General features: G+C 65.0%; 17 protein-coding genes. 10 read left to right on the top strand and 7 right to left on the bottom strand.

What is annotated here, in order from left to right; genetic code table 11:
- Nucleotides 1-27 precede the first annotated feature (27 nt).
- Entirely contained in the window at nucleotides 28-231 is a 204-nt protein-coding gene (locus tag A0U87_RS25725; protein ID WP_010339662.1) for a hypothetical protein, read from the bottom strand.
- Nucleotides 232-323: 92 nt separating this feature from the next.
- Nucleotides 324-2831 carry a TonB-dependent receptor gene (locus A0U87_RS25730; protein ID WP_048937434.1) on the bottom strand — a complete coding sequence of 836 codons (2508 nt, stop codon included), beginning with the start codon at nucleotides 2829-2831 and terminating at the stop codon, nucleotides 324-326.
- Nucleotides 2832-3154: 323 nt separating this feature from the next.
- On the opposite strand from A0U87_RS25730, the gene A0U87_RS25735 reads away from it, so the two are divergent.
- On the top strand, nucleotides 3155-4084 hold the full coding sequence (locus A0U87_RS25735; RefSeq protein ID WP_234415717.1) for a LysR family transcriptional regulator: 930 nt from the start codon (nucleotides 3155-3157) through the stop codon (nucleotides 4082-4084).
- 192 nt (nucleotides 4085-4276) lie between these two features.
- On the top strand, nucleotides 4277-6241 hold the full coding sequence (locus A0U87_RS25740; protein ID WP_048937436.1) for a TonB-dependent receptor: 1965 nt from the start codon (nucleotides 4277-4279) through the stop codon (nucleotides 6239-6241).
- A gap of 42 nt (nucleotides 6242-6283) precedes the next feature.
- Here the strand turns inward: A0U87_RS25740 and hemN are convergent, their stop codons facing one another.
- On the bottom strand, nucleotides 6284-7591 hold the full coding sequence (gene hemN, locus A0U87_RS25745) for an oxygen-independent coproporphyrinogen III oxidase (RefSeq protein WP_048937458.1): 1308 nt from the start codon (nucleotides 7589-7591) through the stop codon (nucleotides 6284-6286).
- 136 nt (nucleotides 7592-7727) lie between these two features.
- On the opposite strand from hemN, the gene A0U87_RS25750 reads away from it, so the two are divergent.
- Nucleotides 7728-8399 (top strand): OmpW family outer membrane protein, encoded by a 672-nt coding sequence (locus A0U87_RS25750; protein ID WP_004208552.1) that lies wholly within the window; start codon nucleotides 7728-7730, stop codon nucleotides 8397-8399.
- A gap of 80 nt (nucleotides 8400-8479) precedes the next feature.
- On the opposite strand, the gene A0U87_RS25755 is transcribed toward A0U87_RS25750, so the two are convergent.
- Nucleotides 8480-8983 carry a GNAT family N-acetyltransferase gene (locus A0U87_RS25755; protein ID WP_010339656.1) on the bottom strand — a complete coding sequence of 168 codons (504 nt, stop codon included), beginning with the start codon at nucleotides 8981-8983 and terminating at the stop codon, nucleotides 8480-8482.
- Between the two features lie 160 nt (nucleotides 8984-9143).
- On the opposite strand from A0U87_RS25755, the gene A0U87_RS25760 reads away from it, so the two are divergent.
- From A0U87_RS25760 to A0U87_RS25785, 6 genes are all read left to right on the top strand, one after another.
- On the top strand, nucleotides 9144-9959 hold the full coding sequence (locus tag A0U87_RS25760) for a universal stress protein (RefSeq protein ID WP_137406125.1): 816 nt from the start codon (nucleotides 9144-9146) through the stop codon (nucleotides 9957-9959).
- Between the two features lie 20 nt (nucleotides 9960-9979).
- Nucleotides 9980-11125: a PAS domain-containing sensor histidine kinase gene (locus tag A0U87_RS25765; protein ID WP_004208555.1), complete on the top strand. Its 1146-nt coding sequence runs from the start codon at nucleotides 9980-9982 to the stop codon at nucleotides 11123-11125.
- On the top strand, nucleotides 11122-11739 hold the full coding sequence (fixJ, locus tag A0U87_RS25770) for a response regulator FixJ (RefSeq protein WP_048937438.1): 618 nt from the start codon (nucleotides 11122-11124) through the stop codon (nucleotides 11737-11739). Before A0U87_RS25765 ends, fixJ begins: the two co-directional genes overlap by 4 nt.
- A gap of 64 nt (nucleotides 11740-11803) precedes the next feature.
- Entirely contained in the window at nucleotides 11804-12562 is a 759-nt protein-coding gene (locus A0U87_RS25775) for a Crp/Fnr family transcriptional regulator (protein ID WP_010339652.1), read from the top strand.
- A gap of 123 nt (nucleotides 12563-12685) precedes the next feature.
- A complete protein-coding gene (gene lgt / locus A0U87_RS25780) occupies nucleotides 12686-13552 on the top strand; it encodes a prolipoprotein diacylglyceryl transferase (protein WP_004208558.1) in 867 nt (288 codons plus the stop codon).
- A 16-nt stretch (nucleotides 13553-13568) separates the two neighbouring features.
- Complete coding sequence (locus A0U87_RS25785) at nucleotides 13569-14618, top strand: SAM-dependent methyltransferase (RefSeq protein ID WP_170978474.1); 1050 nt, start codon at nucleotides 13569-13571, stop codon at nucleotides 14616-14618.
- Between the two features lie 186 nt (nucleotides 14619-14804).
- Here A0U87_RS25785 and gmk read toward each other — a convergent pair whose 3' ends face one another.
- The gene (gene gmk / locus A0U87_RS25790; protein ID WP_004208560.1) at nucleotides 14805-15470 is read right to left on the bottom strand and encodes a guanylate kinase; all 666 of its coding nucleotides are present in this window, start codon (nucleotides 15468-15470) and stop codon (nucleotides 14805-14807) included.
- Nucleotides 15471-15545: 75 nt separating this feature from the next.
- Between gmk and A0U87_RS25795 the strand changes: the two genes are divergently transcribed.
- On the top strand, nucleotides 15546-16097 hold the full coding sequence (locus tag A0U87_RS25795; RefSeq protein WP_048937440.1) for a DUF2585 domain-containing protein: 552 nt from the start codon (nucleotides 15546-15548) through the stop codon (nucleotides 16095-16097).
- On the opposite strand, the gene A0U87_RS25800 is transcribed toward A0U87_RS25795, so the two are convergent.
- Both A0U87_RS25800 and fumC read right to left on the bottom strand, forming a co-directional pair.
- The gene (locus tag A0U87_RS25800; protein ID WP_004208562.1) at nucleotides 16094-16450 is read right to left on the bottom strand and encodes a hypothetical protein; all 357 of its coding nucleotides are present in this window, start codon (nucleotides 16448-16450) and stop codon (nucleotides 16094-16096) included. The two genes, A0U87_RS25795 and A0U87_RS25800, sit on opposite strands and share 4 nt — an antisense overlap.
- A 48-nt stretch (nucleotides 16451-16498) precedes the next feature.
- The gene (gene fumC, locus A0U87_RS25805) at nucleotides 16499-17884 is read right to left on the bottom strand and encodes a class II fumarate hydratase (RefSeq protein ID WP_048937441.1); all 1386 of its coding nucleotides are present in this window, start codon (nucleotides 17882-17884) and stop codon (nucleotides 16499-16501) included.
- Between the last annotated feature and the right edge of the window lie 45 nt (nucleotides 17885-17929).

Raw genomic sequence — 17929 nt, forward strand, 5'->3', positions numbered from 1 at the left:
ACGTCATCATCTGAATGTCGATCGCCCCTAGGCCGATCGTCGCCCGGTCGCGTCGATGCAGGGGACCGCGCCGCTGGACAGCGACAGGGCGCGAACCTTGTAGCGCAGCGCCAGTTCATTGTGCGCAGCAATCACGCACACCGCATCGCCGCGCGCACGGGCTTCGTCGGCTTTGCGCGTCTCGTCGCGCGACCGGCGAAACAGATAGGCAGCATCCGTGATCACGTCCATCGAACCGACTCCGCTTGATTGCCATGCAACCTATCAGCCGCCGGAAGCGCCGTCCTAGACATGGATCAATTTTCGCAGTCGTCGGCGCCCGTTCATCCGCCGAAGCGGAAGCGCAGGCGCGCGCCATACATTTGCGGCTCGCCCAGCGTCGCCGTCTCGAAATTGACGCTGGGCGAACCCAGCCCGGCGATGAAGCTGTAATATTTTTCTTTGGTCACATTGGTCATGAACAGGCTGAGGTCGATGGGGGCGCCGGCGATACTGTTCCAGCTGGCGTTGAGGTTCAGCAGATCGAGCGGCGCCAGTGTGCTGAGCGCGGCGATCGACGGATCGGGATTGGTGCGGTCGGTATAGTTGACCAGCATCGAGGAACGATGGGTGAAGGTCGCGCCGAAGGAGATGCGGCCGATCTTCTCCTCGTCCAGCGGCAGGGTGTAGGTGCCGCTGACCGTGACCTTGTGACGCGGCGACAGCACTTCGGGATCGCCGGGCTGGAACGGCGCGGCAAGGATATAATTGGGATCGTTGAAGCTGGAGAAATCGGGCACCGACTTGATCTTGGTGCGCAAATAGCTGTAGCCGCCGGTCAGCACCAGTCCCTGGAACGGGGTGAGCGAGGCATCGGCCTCCAGCCCCCATATCTCCGACTTGCCGGCATTGACCGGCGCGGCGGTGGACGCCTGCCCCGACAGCGGCCGCGCATTGAAGCCGACCTGCAATTGCTGGTTGGAAAAATCATTATAGAAGCCGGCCAGGTTGAAGGTGCCGCGCAGCGCCCCGCCGAAGCTGGTCTTGAGGCCCAGCTCATAGCTGTCCACCTTCTCCGGCTCGACGATGTTGAGCGGCGCGGTGATGTTCGGCACGATCGTGCCGGCGCGATAGCCGCGCGCATATTTGGCGTAGAGCAATATGTCCTGGGTCGGGTTGTAATCCAGGTCGACCAGCCAGGTCGGCTTTTCCGACGACTGATAATAGTGCGACACGCAATTGGTCGCCGCCGCCTGCGGATTGGTGCAGCGATAGGGTGCGACCGGATTGAAGGCGCCATATTGCGGCGGATAGGCGACGATATAGGTGCGCTGGTCGCTGACATTGCGCGAATGATCCCAAGTGTAGCGGAAACCACCGGTCAGCTTCAATTGCTCGGTCAGTGCATAGGTCGCCTGCGCATAGAGGCCGACATTGTGGAAATTGGTGCGCCCCGCCGTGTAATTGACGGTGCCGGCATGGATCGGCTTGGCGAACGCCGGGATGGTCGGATCGAGATTGGACAGGAAGCCCATCGGATCGGTGCATTGCAGCGTGGCGGAATCGGTGCAGGACGCCAGGAAGGGCGACTGGCTGCCGCTCATGCCCAGCGGTTCGCTGACCTCCAGATAGGCCCCCGCCTGCCAGTTGAGCCGGCCATCGCCCGAGCGCCCCTGCACTTGCAGTTCCTCGGTAAAGGTCGACTGGTTGGCGGTATAGCCGCCCGGAATCGACGTCACCGTGGTGAAGGGCAGATGATAGCTGCCCAGCGCGGCGAGGAAAGGATTGATCGCGGCGAAATCCACGACGAAATCGGTGCCGAACAGCGGCGCGTTCATGCGCTGCTTCAACTGCGCATAGCTGACGATATTCTTGACCGTCAGCGTATCGCTCGCCTGCCAGCTGGTGGTGTTAATCGACTGCCATTGCTCGGTCCTGGAATAGGGATCCTCCAGTGACTGCATGACATCATAGAAACCGTTGCCCTGGCGCAGCAACTGGCCATAGGCGAGCTGGCCCAGCCCCTCCGGCGCGGCCGCGACCAGCTTCTGGATCGGGCCGTTATTGCTGGAATCGCTGTAAGAGAGGATGGTGTAGTTTTCGAGATCGGGGGTCAGATCGACGACCAGGCTGGCGCGCAGCGCGATATAATCGACATCGCCGAACCGGTCGGGGCCGATGCCGCTGCCGTTGCGCATATAGCCGTCGCGCTTCTGCCGGTCGACCCCGATGCGCATCCGCGCCCGGTCGCCGAGCGGCGCGTTGACCACCGCCTGACCGCGCCACATGTCAAAATTGCCGACCGATCCTTCGACATAGCCGGAAAATTCGTCGGTCGGCTTCTGCGGCACCAGCAGGATCGCGCCGCCAGTCGTGTTGCGGCCGAACAGGGTGCCCTGTGGCCCCTTCAATATCTGGACATTCTGCAGGTCGAAAAAGGCACCCGGCCCAGCGCCATCGCCCGAGGGCAGGCCGTTGGAGGCGCCGCGCGGCGCGACCACATCGGCGAAATAGACCCCGACCGAGGGCGCGGTGCCGATGTCCTGGGCAAAGCCGCGGATGGCGAAACTGCTATTTTCGCTGCCGAAATTGCCGTTGGCGGACAATGAGGGGGTATAGGCGGCCAGATCCTGCGCATTGACGACATTGCGGTTGGCCAGTTCTTCCTGATTGAACACGGTGATCGAGATCGGCACGTCCTGTAGCCGTTCCTCGGTCCGGCGGGCGGTGACGATGATGTCCTGGGTCACGCTGGCCCTGTCCTGCGCCTTATCCTGCGCCTGGGCCTCGATCGGCAGGGTGGGCAGAGTCGCGCAGGCGCAGAGAAGCAACGTCCGGAAACGGCGTGTCATGGCATCCTCCCATCCAGACCGCGCGGCCCTTATATGCTGGATCGACCGTCACGGCGTCGAGCGCCGCACAGACGGCGCCCATCCCTTTCATCATCGTCGCACCTGTTGCCCCGGACACAATGATTGCAGGCGCACAGCCTCTTGATCGACGAAGATGTGATACAGGTTATTTCATAAATCCGGATTAAGGGGCCTGTCAATCGGCACCGATCGCGCCGCGCAACAGTCCGGAAATGCAACGGGACTGGACCCTGACCACCCCTGAAGTTAAGAATGGTCCGCATTATCCTTAAGGAACGGACCGGTCTCTCTTGCTTGGCGGCGTGCATTTCGATCTCAACAGCCTGGTGATACTGGGCCTGTTGCTGCGCACGAAAAGCGTCACCCGCACGGCGCAGCAACTGGGCGTCAGCCAGCCGTCGGTCAGCCGGTCGCTGGCGCAGTTGCGCAGCCTGCTGGGCGATCCGCTGCTGGTGCGGACCGCCGGCGGCATGGAACTGACCCGGCGGGCGGAGGAACTGGCGCCCTCGCTCCAGGACTGGCTGGCGACGACCGCCGGCCTGCTGGAACCGCCCTGTTTCGATCCGGCGACGCTTGATCGCCGATTCCGCGTCGCATCGACCGATTTCGGCGTCGCCGCCGTGGTGGCGCCGACCCTGCCGCATATCGGCCGCGCGGCGCCGCTGGCGGCGATCGACATCGTGCCTTTGACCGGCGACATGGTGGCGCGGCTGACCGCAGGCGAGATCGACCTCATCATCAGCGGGCTCGATCCCGATCCGGCCCAGACCTATGAGCGCTTCCTGTTCACCGAAACGTTCAGCTGCGTCGTCGATCGCCATCACAAGCTGGCGGCGCATCCGACCGACCGATCCCTGTCGGTCGAGGATTTCCTGTCCTGCCCGCATATCAGCTTCGTCGTCAGCGACAGCGGCTTCGACCGGATCGAACTGCGCCTGGGCGATCTGGCGCCGCGCCGGCGGGTGATCGCCCGCCTGCCCTATTTCCAGGCGGCACCGCACATGATCCGGGGATCGGACGCGCTGATGACGCTGCCGACGCGCGCGGCCGAGGCAATCGCCCGGACCCATGACCTGGCCTGCCTGCCCGCGCCGGACCTGGTCGGCACCTTCGGCTATCGGCTGCTGTGGAACGAGCGGTCGCATCGCGACCCGGCCATCGCCTGGCTGTGCGACATGTTCGCCGACCATTGCGGCAGCGACGCAGCCCTGCCCCATAGCAAGGCCGCATAAGCCTTATCCGATATCGATATTTGGCGCCGCCCCGCGCTTCTGGCAACGGCCACTTGCAATTGACAATCGATCGCAAATGAACGCGCCATGATATTCGTTCCACCGATCGGGCCCGGCCCGCACCACTGATTTCCGGCACCCGTCCGGCCGGGTGGCTGGCGGGTGCCCGTCTATCCAGAACAGGGGATTTCCATGCCATCCATCCATTTGCTGCGGGCGACCGCGGCCCTTGTCGCGCTGACCAGCGCACAGCAGGCGCTGGCGGCCGAGGCCGACCAGGATTCCAACCAGATCGTCGTCACCGCCGCCGGCCGCGAACAGGAGGTCCGCGACGCGCCAGCCTCGATCAGCGTCATCACCCGCGAGACGCTGGACGCCATGCCCTATCGCGAAGTGACCGATGCGCTGATGGAAATCCCCGGCGTCACCGTCACGCCGGGCGAAGGCAATAGCCGCGACATCTCGATCCGCGGCATGGCGCCGCAATATACGCTGATCCTGGTCGACGGTAAGCGGCTGTCGTCGCGCGAATCCCGCACCAATGGCGGCAATGTCAGCGAAGGTGGCCTGCTGCCGCCGCTCGAAGCGATCGAGCGCATCGAGGTGGTGCGTGGCCCCATGTCCTCGCTCTACGGATCGGACGCGATGGGCGGCGTCGTCAACATCATCACCCGCCGGATCAGCGATCATTGGCGCGGCAGCGCACGCGTCAACGGCACGATGCAGCTGGCGGACAATTTCGGCAATTATACCGACGGCAATTTCTATCTGTCCGGCCCCGTCACCAACGGCATCGGCCTGCAATTGCAGGGATCGATGAACCGGCGCGAGGGCGACACGGAAATCGGCGGCACGCCCGAGCGGCATGATGACAGCCTGGCCGGCAAGCTGGGCTTCAACCTCAGCGCCAACCACCAGATCCTGCTGGAGGGCGGCTATTATCGGCAGAAGGTGATCGAGGTTGCCGGCGAGACGACCGAGACATCGGCGACCGCGCCGCTCGGCACCGAAACCACCCAGACCCAGAAGCGCAAGGTCGCATCGATCAGCCATAGCGGCCAGTGGGGCTTCGCCAGTTCCGAATCCTATCTGCAATATGAGGATGCCGAAGATGTCGAGGCGCAGAAGCGGATCAAGAACACGGTCGGCCAAAGCCTGTGGGTGATCCCGCTGCCGTCCAACACGCTGACCGTCGGCGGCTTTTATCGCTATGAGGATCTGTCGGACCTGACCGGCAACCTTTTGTCGGGATCGACCACCACCGGCACCACCCGCACCAGCTGGGCGCTGTTTGCCGAAAATGAGCTGAAGCTGCTCGACGGACTGGCGCTGACCGGCGGCATCCGCATGGACCATGACGAACAATATGGCGTCCACTGGACCCCGCGCGTCTATTCGGTGTGGAACATCACCCCGTCCCTGACGCTGAAGGGCGGTTATTCGCAGGGCTTCCGCGCGCCGAGCCTGCGCCAGACGATTCCCGACTGGGGCCAGACCAGCCGTGGCGGCACCATCTATGGCAATCCCGACCTAGAAGCCGAAACCTCCCGCACGATCGAGGCTGCCCTGCTCTTCTCGCGGAATGGCTTCAACGCCAGCGTCACTGCCTATGACACCCGCTTCAACGACAAGATCACGCGCGTGACCTGCGAAGTGGCGGGGGCCTGGTGCGTCGATGAACCGCTCAGCTCGATCGGCCGTCCTCCCACGACCTATGTCAATGTCGACAAAGCGCGGGTACGCGGCGTCGAAGTCTCGGTCGACGTGCCGCTGACCCACACGCTGCGGCTCAACGCCACCGGCACGCTGACGGATTCGGAACAGCTGAGCGGCGCCAATATCGGCGCGGCACTTAACGACACGCCCAAGCAGCAGGCCAGCGCCTCGCTCAACTGGCGCCCGGATAAGCGCTTCTCCGCCTTCGTGCGCGCCGTCTATCGCGGCGAGGAAGCCGTCACCGAGGCGCAGATCAGCGGCAATAATATCGTGTCGCCCGACTATACGGTGGTGGACATGGGCGCATCCTACAAGATCACGCCCGCCTTCACCGTCCATGCCGGGGTGCAGAACCTGCTCGACAAGCGGCTCAACTATGACACGGCGGGCTATCTGATCGACCCGGCCCGTGTCTGGATGGGCGTGGGCGTGCGCTTCTGATCCGACGTGCGATCGCCGGCCCGGCAGTGGCCGGGCCGGCGATCAGACCGCGACGCTGAAGCGCGTTTCGGCCGGACGCAGATAGGCATCGAAACAGGCGGCGATGGACCGGGCATAGGGCGCCGCGCCGGGTTGCAGCAGCAACTCGTCCCCCTCCCGCCGGAGCAGGCCGATCCGCTCGAACCGGTCGAGCAGCGCCGGTTCGGCAAGGTCGCCACAGGCCGCCCGACCGTCGCACAGCAGCCGTTCGATCAACGCGCCCCGCCGCTGGTCGTCGGCACTGCGCCGCACTCCACGGGCCGCGGGCAGCCGATGGTCCGACAGCGCTTCACGATAGGCGCCCGCATTCTTCTCATTCTGGACGATCAGGTCGGGAAACTGGCTGATCGCGCTCGCGCCCATGCCGATCAGCGCATCGCTGTCATCCTCGGTAAAGCCCTGAAAATTGCGGCGCAGCCTTCCGGCAGCGGCGGCCACCGCGAGCGGATCGTCGGGCAGCGCGAAATGATCGAAGCCGATCGCCTGATAGCCGGCCGCCGTCAGCATCGCATGGCCAAGCTTCGCCATCGCAAAGCGCTGTTCGACGCCCGGCAATTCGGTCGCGTCGATCCGCCGCTGGCGCGGCAGCAGGCGCGGCATGTGGGCATAGCCGAACAGCGCGATGCGCGAGGGAGACAGGCGAATGCTGTCCTCCAGCGTCTGCGCCAGATCCGCCTCGCTCTGCCCCGGCAGGCCATACATCAGGTCGAACCCCACCTGGATGCGCGCACGGGCCAACGCACCGACGGCCATCGCCACCGTCTCGGCCGGCTGCACCCGGCCGATCCGCTGCTGCACATGGGTGGCAAAGGTCTGCACCCCCAGATTGACGCGCGTCACCCCGACCTTGGCCATGGCGTCGATCCAGGCCCGGTCGATCCGGCGCGGGTCCAGTTCCACCGCCATCGCCGCCGCGCTGGCGTCGAAGCAGAGCAGCAACTGATGATTGAGCCGGACCCAGTCGATCAGCGGCAGAGAATTGGGACTGCCGCCGCCAAAGGCGACATGGGTGACGCGGCCACGCCCGCCCAGCCGCGCCGAAACCAGCGCCATTTCCCGCTCCAGCGCATCGACGTAGGCGGACAGGCGGCGGGGCCGGGTCGCCGCCCCGGTGTTGCACCCGCAATACCAGCAAATGTCATGGCAATAGGGGATATGGACATAGAGCGACAGGCGCGCGTCCGCCGACATCGCGTCCAGCCGCTGCGCCATGTCGGTCGCGCCGACATCCTCGCCGAACTGGGCAGCAGTGGGATAGCTGGTGTAGCGCGGCACCGGCGCGGCGAGCAGGTCGGGATGATAGCGGAACATGGCGCCCCGCCTGCCATGGCGCCCGATGCCGAACATTGCGCAGGATCAAATCGCCGATTGCGCCGCATCAAGGAAGGCCGCCCCGATCGGGAGCAGAGCGCCATCACTGACCCACGATCAGGGATGGAGAAAAGACATGCACTTGAAAAAGATGATGATTGTCGCCGCGATGGGCGCCATGGGCACGGCGCTGGCCGCCGCCCCGGCCCAAGCCAAGCAGGGCGACGTGCTGGTGCGCGTGCGCGGCATCATGGTCGCCCCCACCGAAAAGAGCGGCAGCATCCTGCCCGGCTTCCCCGGCGAGAAGGTGTCGGTGAACAACGGCATCGCGCCCGAAGTCGACGTCACCTACATGGCCACCGACCATATCGGCTTCGAACTGATCGCCGCGACCACCAAGCATAGCGCCAGCGGCCGCAGCGGCACCACCGGCGGGATCGGCAAGCTGGCCTCCACCTGGGTGCTGCCGCCGACGCTGACGATGCAATATCACCCGATCGTCGAAGGCCATGTCCGCCCCTATATCGGCGCCGGCGTCAACTATACGCTGTTCTACAACGAGGATGCGTCGAGCGGGCTGGAGGATGCGGTCGGCAAGACCAAGGTCCATATGTCCGATAGCTTCGGCTGGGCCGGCCAGGTCGGGGTCGACATCGACCTCAACGACAAGATCTTCCTCAACCTCGACGTCAAATATATCGACATCGACACCAAGGTGCGGCTGACCACCGCGGCGGCCGGCACCCAGAACGTCAAGGTATCGCTCGATCCCTTCGTGTTCGGCGTGGGCGTCGGCATGCGCTTCTGATCCTCCGGGGGGTGGACCAGAAGGAAGGGGCCGGAGCGGATCGCCGCTCCGGCCCCTTCATCATTTTACCAGCCATGCGATCAGAAACGCTTTTCCAGGATCAGCAGCGACGGCTCGTCATCGACGCTGCGGGCGACAAAGCCCTGTTCGCGCTCCAGTTCGATCGCGGCATGATTGGCGCGGCTCTCGATCGCCTGCAGCAGGCCGACACCCATTTCCTGCGCGCGGTCGGTGGCGTGGCGCAGCATGCTCCAGCCCACGCCCTTGCCGCGATGGTCGGCGCGCACCGAAATAGCGACTTCGGCGCGTGTCCGGTCGGGATCGGCGGCCAGGGTCGCGGCCGCCAGTATGGCGCCCTTCTCGTCGGTCGCCAGGAAGGTCTCGCAATTATCGGGGTCGCCATGGATCAGATCATGAATCTGCCCGGCGCTGACGCCCGGCGCGCTGCTGAGGAAGCGGAAGCGGCGATCATCATCGGATACGGCCGAAAAGAAATGGGCCAGCGCCTTGGCATCGCCATCCTGCGCCGGGCGCACCTGGACGCGAATGCCGGTGCGGGTTTCCAGAATATCCTTGTCGGTCATGAAGAAGGCATCCCTTGCTATGATCGTTGCCCCCCGAATGTGCCATTGGATCGGCGATCGAAATAGGGAAATTTGCGGATAGAGACGAGCCGAGCGGGCTACTAGTCAGGATGACGATCATGCGGCGCTGCATCGGCGCCCTCTTGTCGGGACATGTTCGATGAAGACCATCTTGCTGCACATCCGCGCGGACAACGGCATGGAAAGCCGCCTGCAGGCCGCGTTCGACCTGTCGCGCGCGACCGGCGCCCATATCAGTTGCCTGCAGATCGCGCCGCTGCCCGAACTGGTCGCCGCAGATCTTTATGGCAGCGGCTATCTGGTGCCCGAGGCGATCGATGCGGTGCGCCGCCGGGACGAGGAAATGCGGCTCGGATTGGAAGAGCGCCTGCGGCGCGAGGGCATGGCGTGGGACTGGCATTATCGCAGCGGCGACCTGGTCCAGGGCCTGCTGGAAACCGGTCGCCTGGCCGACGCGATGCTCGTTTCCCTGCCGCCGCCGGGCCGCCGGCAGGCCGATGATCCAGCGCCGATCGTCGCCGACCTGGCGGTCAACAGCCGCGCCCCGGTGCTGGCGATCCCGAGCATGGCCAAGGGCTTTCGCTGCACCGGCCGCGCGATGGTTGCCTGGGACGGATCGCATGAGGCGGCGTCGGCGCTGACCGCGAGCCGCACCCTGTTGCGGGTGGCGAGCGAAGTCCATGTCGTCACCGTGGACGAGCGGTCGAAGCGCGACTTCCCGCCGACCGAAGCGGCCGAATATCTCTCGCGCCACGGCATTGCGGTCGAGATTCACGAATGGCCGCGCAAGGATCGCAGCGTGGAAGAAGCGCTGTCCCATGCCTGCCAGGAACTGTCGATCGACTGGATGGTGATGGGTGCCTTTGGCCACAGCCGGCTGCGGGAAACCATTTTTGGCGGCGTAACCCGCTATATTCTGGCCGAAACACGGGTTCCGCTCTTGCTGGCGCACTGATTTACGGTCAGTGATCGGACATGGCGTTCAACGATGGCGATCCGCAGGATAATGCGACCAGCCGGGAACAGGCTCTGCTGGGATCGATCCTGGCAACGGTGCCCGATGCGCTGATCGTGATCGACGCGACCGGGCATATCGTCTCGTTCAGCCCGGCCGCCCAGCGCATGTTCCAATATGCCGAGGCCGATGTGCTCGGCCGCAATGTCGCGATGCTGATGCCCTCGCCCGATCGCGAGCGCCATGATTCCTACCTGCAACATTATCATGACACCGGCGAAAAGCGGATCATCGGCATCGGCCGACTGACCACCGCGCGCCGGCGCGATGGCTCCACCTTTCCGATCGAGCTGGCGGTCGGCGAAGTGCAGGACCATGGCGAAAAGCTGTTCACCGGCTTCGTGCGGGACCTGACCGATCGGCAGAAGGCCGAGCGCCGCCTGCAGGATCTGCAGGCGGAACTCAGCCATGCCGCCCGCGTCACGGCGATGGGCACGCTGGCTGCGGCGCTGGCGCATGAACTGAACCAGCCGCTGACTGCGATCGCCAATTATATGGAGGCAGGCCGCGACCTGCTGCGCACCGATGCACCGGTCGACCGCGACTTGCTGGGCGAGGCGATGGACGAAGCCGCGCGCCAGGCGATGCGCGCGGGCCAGATCATCCGGTCGCTGCGGGAGTTCATCCGCCGAGGCGAAGCCGATCGCCAGGCCGAACCGGCCGCCACGCTGCTGGCCGAGGGGGTCGCGCTGGCCTTCATCGGCATCGACAGCCGGGGCATCGACATGGACATCGTCGTCGACCCGCGCGTCGGCCGGGTGATCGCCAACCGGGTGCAGGTGCAGCAGGTCATCATCAACCTGGTGCGCAACGCGGTCGAGGCGATGGACGGCCGCAATCGCCGCATCCTGCGCCTGTCGGCGGTGCCGGCCGAGGACGGACAGGTCGAACTCATCATCGCCGACAGTGGCCCCGGCCTCGATCCGGCGGTCGCGCGATCGCTCTTCACCCCGTTCAGCACGACGAAACCCGCCGGCATGGGCGTAGGCCTGTCGATCAGCCGCACCATCGTCGAGGGGCATGGCGGACGGATCTGGGCCGACGCCTCGCACTGGGGCGGCGTCGCCTTCCACTTCACTCTCGATTCTGCGGACCGCCTGCCATGAGCCTGCCCACCGACCAGCCCATCCATGTCGTCGATGATGACGAGGCGATCCGCCGGTCTCTCTCTTTCATGCTCAAGACCAGCGGCTTTTCGGTGCGGCTTTTCTCGGGCGGCACCGAATTCCTGAAGGAGGTCGGGACGCTGGAGGGCGGCTGCGTGCTGCTGGACGTGCGCATGCCCGACATTGACGGGCTGGAAGTGCAGCGCGAGTTGCGCGCGCGCGGCATGATGCTGCCGGTCATCATCATGACCGGCCATGGCGATGTCGGCATGGCGGTCGCCGCGATGAAGGCCGGGGCCACCGATTTCATCGAAAAGCCGTTCGAGAAGGCGGCATTGCTCGCCGCGATCGAAGCCGCCTGCGCGCAGGCAAGCGCCGACCAGGGCCGCAACAGCCAGCGCGAGACCGCCCGCGCCCGGCTCAACATCCTGACCGATCGGGAACGCGAAGTGCTCAAGGGCCTGGTCGACGGCCTGCCCAACAAGACGATCGCCTATGACCTGGGCATCAGCCCGCGCACAGTGGAGATTCATCGCGCCAACCTGATGCAGAAGCTGCAGGTCCACAGCCTGTCGGAAACGCTGCGCATCGCCTTCCAGGCGGGGGTCGAATAGGACAGAAAGTCCCATAGGGGATTTACGGATAGTGCCCGCCCCGCCGCCGCGCCAAGCAGCGGTCATGAACATGCATTTTGATCTCGCGCAAACCCTGCCCGGCGGCATGCCCGTTCCTGCCCCCTGCTCCGACGCCAGCTTCTGCCAGCGCTGCGAGGTGCGCGACCGCGCCATCTGCGCCACGCTGGAAGAGGATGAGCGCGGCGCGCTCAATCGCCTGGGCCGGCGCGTCACGATCGCGGCGGGGCAGACGGTGATGTGGGAAGGCGACGACGCCACCATCGTCGCCAATGTGATCGACGGCACGCTCAAATTGTCGGCCTCGACCGGTGACGGGCGCGAGCAGATTGTCGGCGTGGTCTATCCATCCGACTTCATCGGCCGCCCCTTCGGCCGCAGCACGCCGCACAGCGTCACGGCGCTCACCGACGCGCGCCTGTGCCTTTTCACCCGCGGCGCCTTTGACGGCTTTGCCCGCGAGCATCCCGAGCTGGAGCATCGGCTGCTGCAACGCACGCTCGACGATCTCGACCGGGCGCGCAGCTGGATGCTGCTGCTCGGCCGCAAGAATGCGCGCGAGAAGATCGCCACCTTCCTGCTCGACATGTCGCGCCGGCTGGCCCGCGAAGGCCAGCCCCCGCTCGACCGGTTCGACCTGCCGCTGTCGCGCCAGCAGATCGCCGACGTGCTGGGCCTGACGATCGAGACGGTGAGCCGGCAGCTGACCGACCTCAAGCGGATCGGCATCATCGCCCTGCCCGGCCGCCGCATGGTGGAAATCCGGGATCGCGCGGCGCTGCTGGACTGTAGCGAAGCGGCCTGACGTCGCCGCGCCGGGCATGTCCGGCCTATTTGCCCCGATCATCCTGCAATCGGGATCGCCCCTCTTCATCTTGCCGGCCGCTTGTTCTATGGCCGCAGGCCTGATTGCCGAGGGAATGCCATTTTGATCCTGGACCTTGTCGCCGCCGCTTCGAGCGCCATCCGCTTCGACCAGCTGGGGCTCAGCCCCGTCGCCCTGGACCTGGGCTTCTTCACGCTCAAATGGTATAGCCTGGCCTATCTGGCCGGCATCCTGATCGGCTACTGGTATCTGTTGAAGCTCATTGCCCAGCCCGGTTCGCCGATGGCCCGGCGCCATGCCGACGACATGATCTTCTATGCGACGCTGGGCATCATCATCGGCGGCCGGCTCGCCTATGTCTTCTTCTACCAGCCCGAAATCCTCCAGCATCCGCTGGACATCTTCAAGCTGTGGAATGGCGGCATGTCCTTCCATGGCGGCGCGGCGGGCGTGTCGCTCGGCATCCTCTACATGGCGCGCAAGGAGAAGCTGAGCTGGCTGCGCATCCATGACTATGTCGCCTGCGTCGTGCCTTTCGGCCTGTTCTTCGGCCGCCTCGCCAATTTCGTGAATGGCGAACTGTGGGGCAAGGAAACCGACGTGCCCTGGGCGATGATCTTCCCGACCGGCGGCCCCTTCGCCCGCCATCCGAGCCAGCTTTACGAAGCCTTTTTCGAAGGCATCATCCTGTTCTGCATCCTTGCCTTCGCCTTCTGGAAGACCAAGGCGCGCTACAAGCCGGGCATGCTGGTCGGCCTGTTCGTCTTCTTCTATGGCGTGTTCCGCTTCGGCGTCGAATATTTCCGCGAGGCTGATGCCCAGCTGATGGAATTTGCCGCTCGCACCGGCCTGCACATGGGCCAGTGGCTGTGCGTGCCGATGATCCTGGGCGGCCTCTACCTGATCGTCACCGCCAAGGGCCGGCGTGTGCGCGTCGAACCGATCGCGGGCAGCGCCAGTGTCAGCTGACGCCCTGCCCGGCGCGATGGGCCTGCCCGAGCGCCTGGCCCGCCAGATCGACGCCGGCGGGCCGATCTCCATCGCCCATTATATGGGCGAGGCGAACCAGCATTATTATGGCACGCGCGATCCGCTGGGGCTGGAGGGGGACTTCACCACCGCCCCGGAAATCAGCCAGATGTTCGGCGAACTGATCGGCCTGTGCCTGGCCGATGTCTGGCTGCGATCGGGCCGGCGCGCCGATCCGCTCTATGTCGAGCTGGGGCCGGGGCGCGGCACGCTGGCAGGCGATGCGCTGCGCGCGCTGGAGGGCGCCGACGTCACCTCGCGCATCCATTTCGTCGAGACCAGCCCGACCCTGCGCGAGCGGCAGCGCGCCCAGATTCCCCATGTCGTCCATCATGACAGCGTCGAAAGCCTGCCCGACCAGTCGCCGCTGCTGGTGGTCGCCAATGAATTTTTCGATGCCCTGCCCGTGCGGCAGATGATCCGCGTCGGCGACGAATGGCGTGAACGGGTGGTGATCCGGCGCGAGGAAGAAGGCCGCTTCATGGCGGTGCCGGGCTATCGCCGGATCGAATCGGGCCTGCCGCCGATCGCCGCGCAGGCGCCCGAGGGCGCGATCATCGAAGTGGCGCAGGCCGGTGCCACCGCGGGCTATGCCCTTGCCAGCCGGATCGCGCGCCAGGGCGGCGTCGCGATCATCATCGACTATGGTTATGAAGGCCCGGCCCTGGGCGACACGCTGCAGGCGGTGAAGAACCACCAGTTCACCGATCCCTTCACCGATCCGGGCGAGAGCGACCTTACCACCCATGTCGATTTCATGATGCTGGCCAATGTCGCGCGCCAGGCCGGGCTGCGCGTCCATGGCGCGGTGACGCAGGGCCATTTCCTGCAGCATCTGGGCATCGACGTGCGCGCTTCCGTGCTGGCCAAGGGCAGCCCGCAGCGCGCCGCCGAACTGGAGGCGCAGCGCCACCGCCTCACCGACGAAGCGGAGATGGGGACATTGTTCAAGGTGATGGCCTGGGTCCACCCCGACTGGGCCGACCCGGCAGGATTCGAGAAATAGCGGCCCCGTTGGCCGCTAGTGGTCCGATTCTGACATTCGATACCGCTTGAGGCGATGTCGCACACGAATGTCAGAATCTGTTCGGACCACTAGAAATATTTGTTTCTAGTGGATTTTACGATTTTGACATTTGCAAATCCAGCCCATCGACAAGGGATGCAAATGTCAAAATCAATCCACTAGATTTCAATCTTCCTGATGATAGCGGCTGAGGCGACGGATGAAGCCAATGAGGCCGGTCTGGCGGCTGCGCTTCATCCGTTCGGCGTGCAGGATGGTGCGCACGCGCTCGAAACATTCCTCGACGTCGACATTGCACAGCACATAGTCATAGCCGTCCCAGTGGGCGATCTCGCCCGCGGCGCGCGCCATGCGGCCCTCGATCACTTCATTGCTGTCGGTCGCGCGACCACGCAGACGCTTTTCCAGCTCCTCCATCGAGGGCGGCAGGATGAAGATGCGGACCACGTCGCCGCCGGCAATCTGATGCAGCTGCTGCGCGCCCTGCCAGTCGATGTCGAACAGCACATCCTTGCCGCTCTTGAGCATCGCCTCGACCGGCGCGCGCGGCGTGCCATAGCGCTGGCCGAAGACATGCGCCCATTCCAGGAACTCATGGTCGTTCGCCATGCGGCGAAACTCTTCCAGGTCGACGAAATGATAATCCTTGCCATCGACTTCGCCCGGCCGGATCGTCCGCGTCGTCGCCGACACCGACATCGACAGGTCCGGTTCGCAGGCCAGCAATTTGCGTGCAATCGTCGACTTGCCGGCGCCCGAGGGCGAGGACAGGACAAAGAGAACGCCGCGGCGCTTGAAATCGGGGGTGTCGGTGGGAATGTTGTCGGCCATGGCCGCTAGTGGCGTCGTGGACGGCATTTTGCAAGAGGTTGGGGGAGAAGAGGCTTGGCGCGATCGCGTAAAGGAATGAAACAGCGGGGCTTTATCCTCGCCCTGCTGATCGCGCTGGCGGCTGCCGCGATCCTCTATCTGATGGGCCGCCCGCCGATCTGCACCTGCGGCACGATCGCGCTATGGCATGGGCCGATCGACAGCGGTAACAGCCAGCATCTGTCCGACTGGTACAGCCTCAGCCACGTCATCCACGGCTTCCTCTTCTATGGCGCGACCCATTTTCTGATGCGACGCAGGCCGCTCGGCGTCCGCCTGTCGGTGGCGGTGGCGATCGAGGCGGTGTGGGAAATCCTCGAAAATTCACCGATCATCATCGACCGTTACCGCACGGCGACGATCGCACTCGGCTATTCAGGCGATTCCATCCTCAATTCGATGAGCGATATCGGCATGATGGCCCTGGGCTTCCTGTTCGCGTCGCGCGCGCCCGTCTGGCTGACAATCATCGTCGCGATCGGCTTTGAATTGCTGGCACTGGCGGTGATCCGCGACAATCTGACACTCAATGTCCTGATGCTCGCCTGGCCGATCGACGCGATCAAGGCCTGGCAGGGCGCGCTTTAGCCCGCCTTCTTGCGGGCGGCACGCGCCTCGTCGATCAGGATCGGCTTGGCGCTGGCGTCGGTCAGCAGCTTGGTCGCCATCTTGCGGTCCGCCTCGCGCTTGGCCTCATAGAGCTTGCCCGCCAGATAGGCGCCGGTAAGGACCATGGCGCCGACCGGATAGCGCATGATGAGGCGCTTGGCGCCGGCCCCGGCGATCAGGCCGATCACGCCCTTCTTGCCCGTGTCGGCGGCGACCCGTGCGGCCACCACCGTCGCGCCGAGCCGTGCCGCCTTGCGAAACAGGCTCGACTTGCGAACGCGCGTCGCGGTGGACGGAAGCTTTGCGGCGGTCGGGGCGGGCGTTTTCTTCATAGGGGATTAATGTATCGCACCCGCCCCGGTTCCGCCAGTTGATCTGGATCAGACCATATTTTCCGGCCGCACCAGCCGGTCGAAGGTCGGCTCATCGACCAGCCCCAGTTCGAGGCCCGCCTGCTTGAGCGTCAGCCCCTTCTTGTGCGCATGCTTGGCGATGGTCGCGGCATTGTCATAGCCGATCTCGGGCGCCAGCGCGGTCACCAGCATCAGCGAGCGTTCGACCAGTTCGGCGATCCGGCCCTCATTGGCCTGCATCCCTTCGACGCAGCGGTCGGCGAAGCTTTCCATGCCGACGCTGAGCAGATGGATCGAGCGCAGCACATTGGCGCCGATCAGCGGCATGAAGACATTGAGTTCGAAATGGCCCTGCATGCCGCCGACGGTCACCGCCTGATGATTGCCGATCACCTGCGCCGCCACCATGGTCAGCGATTCGCACTGGGTCGGGTTGACCTTGCCCGGCATGATCGAGCTGCCCGGCTCATTGGCGGGCAGGTCCAGCTCACCCAGGCCCGAGCGCGGGCCGGAGCCCAGGAAGCGGATGTCATTGGCGATCTTGGTCAGCGCCACCGCCAGCGTGTTGAGCGCGCCGGAGAAGAAGACGAGGCCATCCTTGGCGGCCAGCTGCTCGAACTTGTTGGGTGCGCTTTCAAACGGGGTGCCGGCAATGTCGCTGATCGCCGCCGTCATGTCGTCCGCCCAGCCATCGGGTGCGTTGAGACCGGTGCCGACCGCCGTGCCGCCGATCGCCAGCTTGCGGATATTGCCGTTCAATGCCCCCTCGATCCGCGCCTTGCTGCTGACCAGCTGCGCGGCATAGCCGGAAAATTCCTGGCCCAGCGTCAGCGGCGTCGCATCCTGCGTATGGGTGCGGCCGATCTTGACGATATGACCCCAGCCTTCTGCCTTGGCGGTCAGTACGCCGGTCAGCTTCTCCAGCGCCGGGATCAGCTTGTCGCGGGTCGCCAGCACGGTCGCGACATGGAGCGCGGTCGGGAAGCTGTCGTTCGACGATTGGCTCATGTTCACATGGTCGTTGGGATGGACCGGGCTCTTGCCGCCGCGCGTGCCGGCCAGCTGCTCATTGGCATAGCCGGCAATCACCTCATTGACGTTCATGTTGGTCTGGGTGCCGCTGCCCGTCTGCCAGATGACGAGCGGGAACTGGTCGTCGAGCGCGCCGGAGACGATCTGCTGCGCGGCATTCTCGATGCCCGCGACGATCGTCGCGTCTAGGCCATGTTTCGCATTCACCCGCGCCGCCGCCTGCTTCACGATCGCCTGCGCATGGACGATGCCGATCGGCATCCGCTCGGTCGCGCCGAAGGGGAAATTCTCGATGCTGCGCTGGGTCTGGGCGCCCCAATAGGCGTCGGCCGGCACCTCGATGGCGCCAATGCTGTCGGTTTCGGTGCGGGTAGCGGACATTCAGAACTCCCAGTTAAGAATCAATCGCAAAACTGGTTCCGATGT

This window comes from Sphingobium sp. MP9-4 (assembly GCF_005281675.1).
Lineage (GTDB): Bacteria > Pseudomonadota > Alphaproteobacteria > Sphingomonadales > Sphingomonadaceae > Sphingobium > Sphingobium yanoikuyae.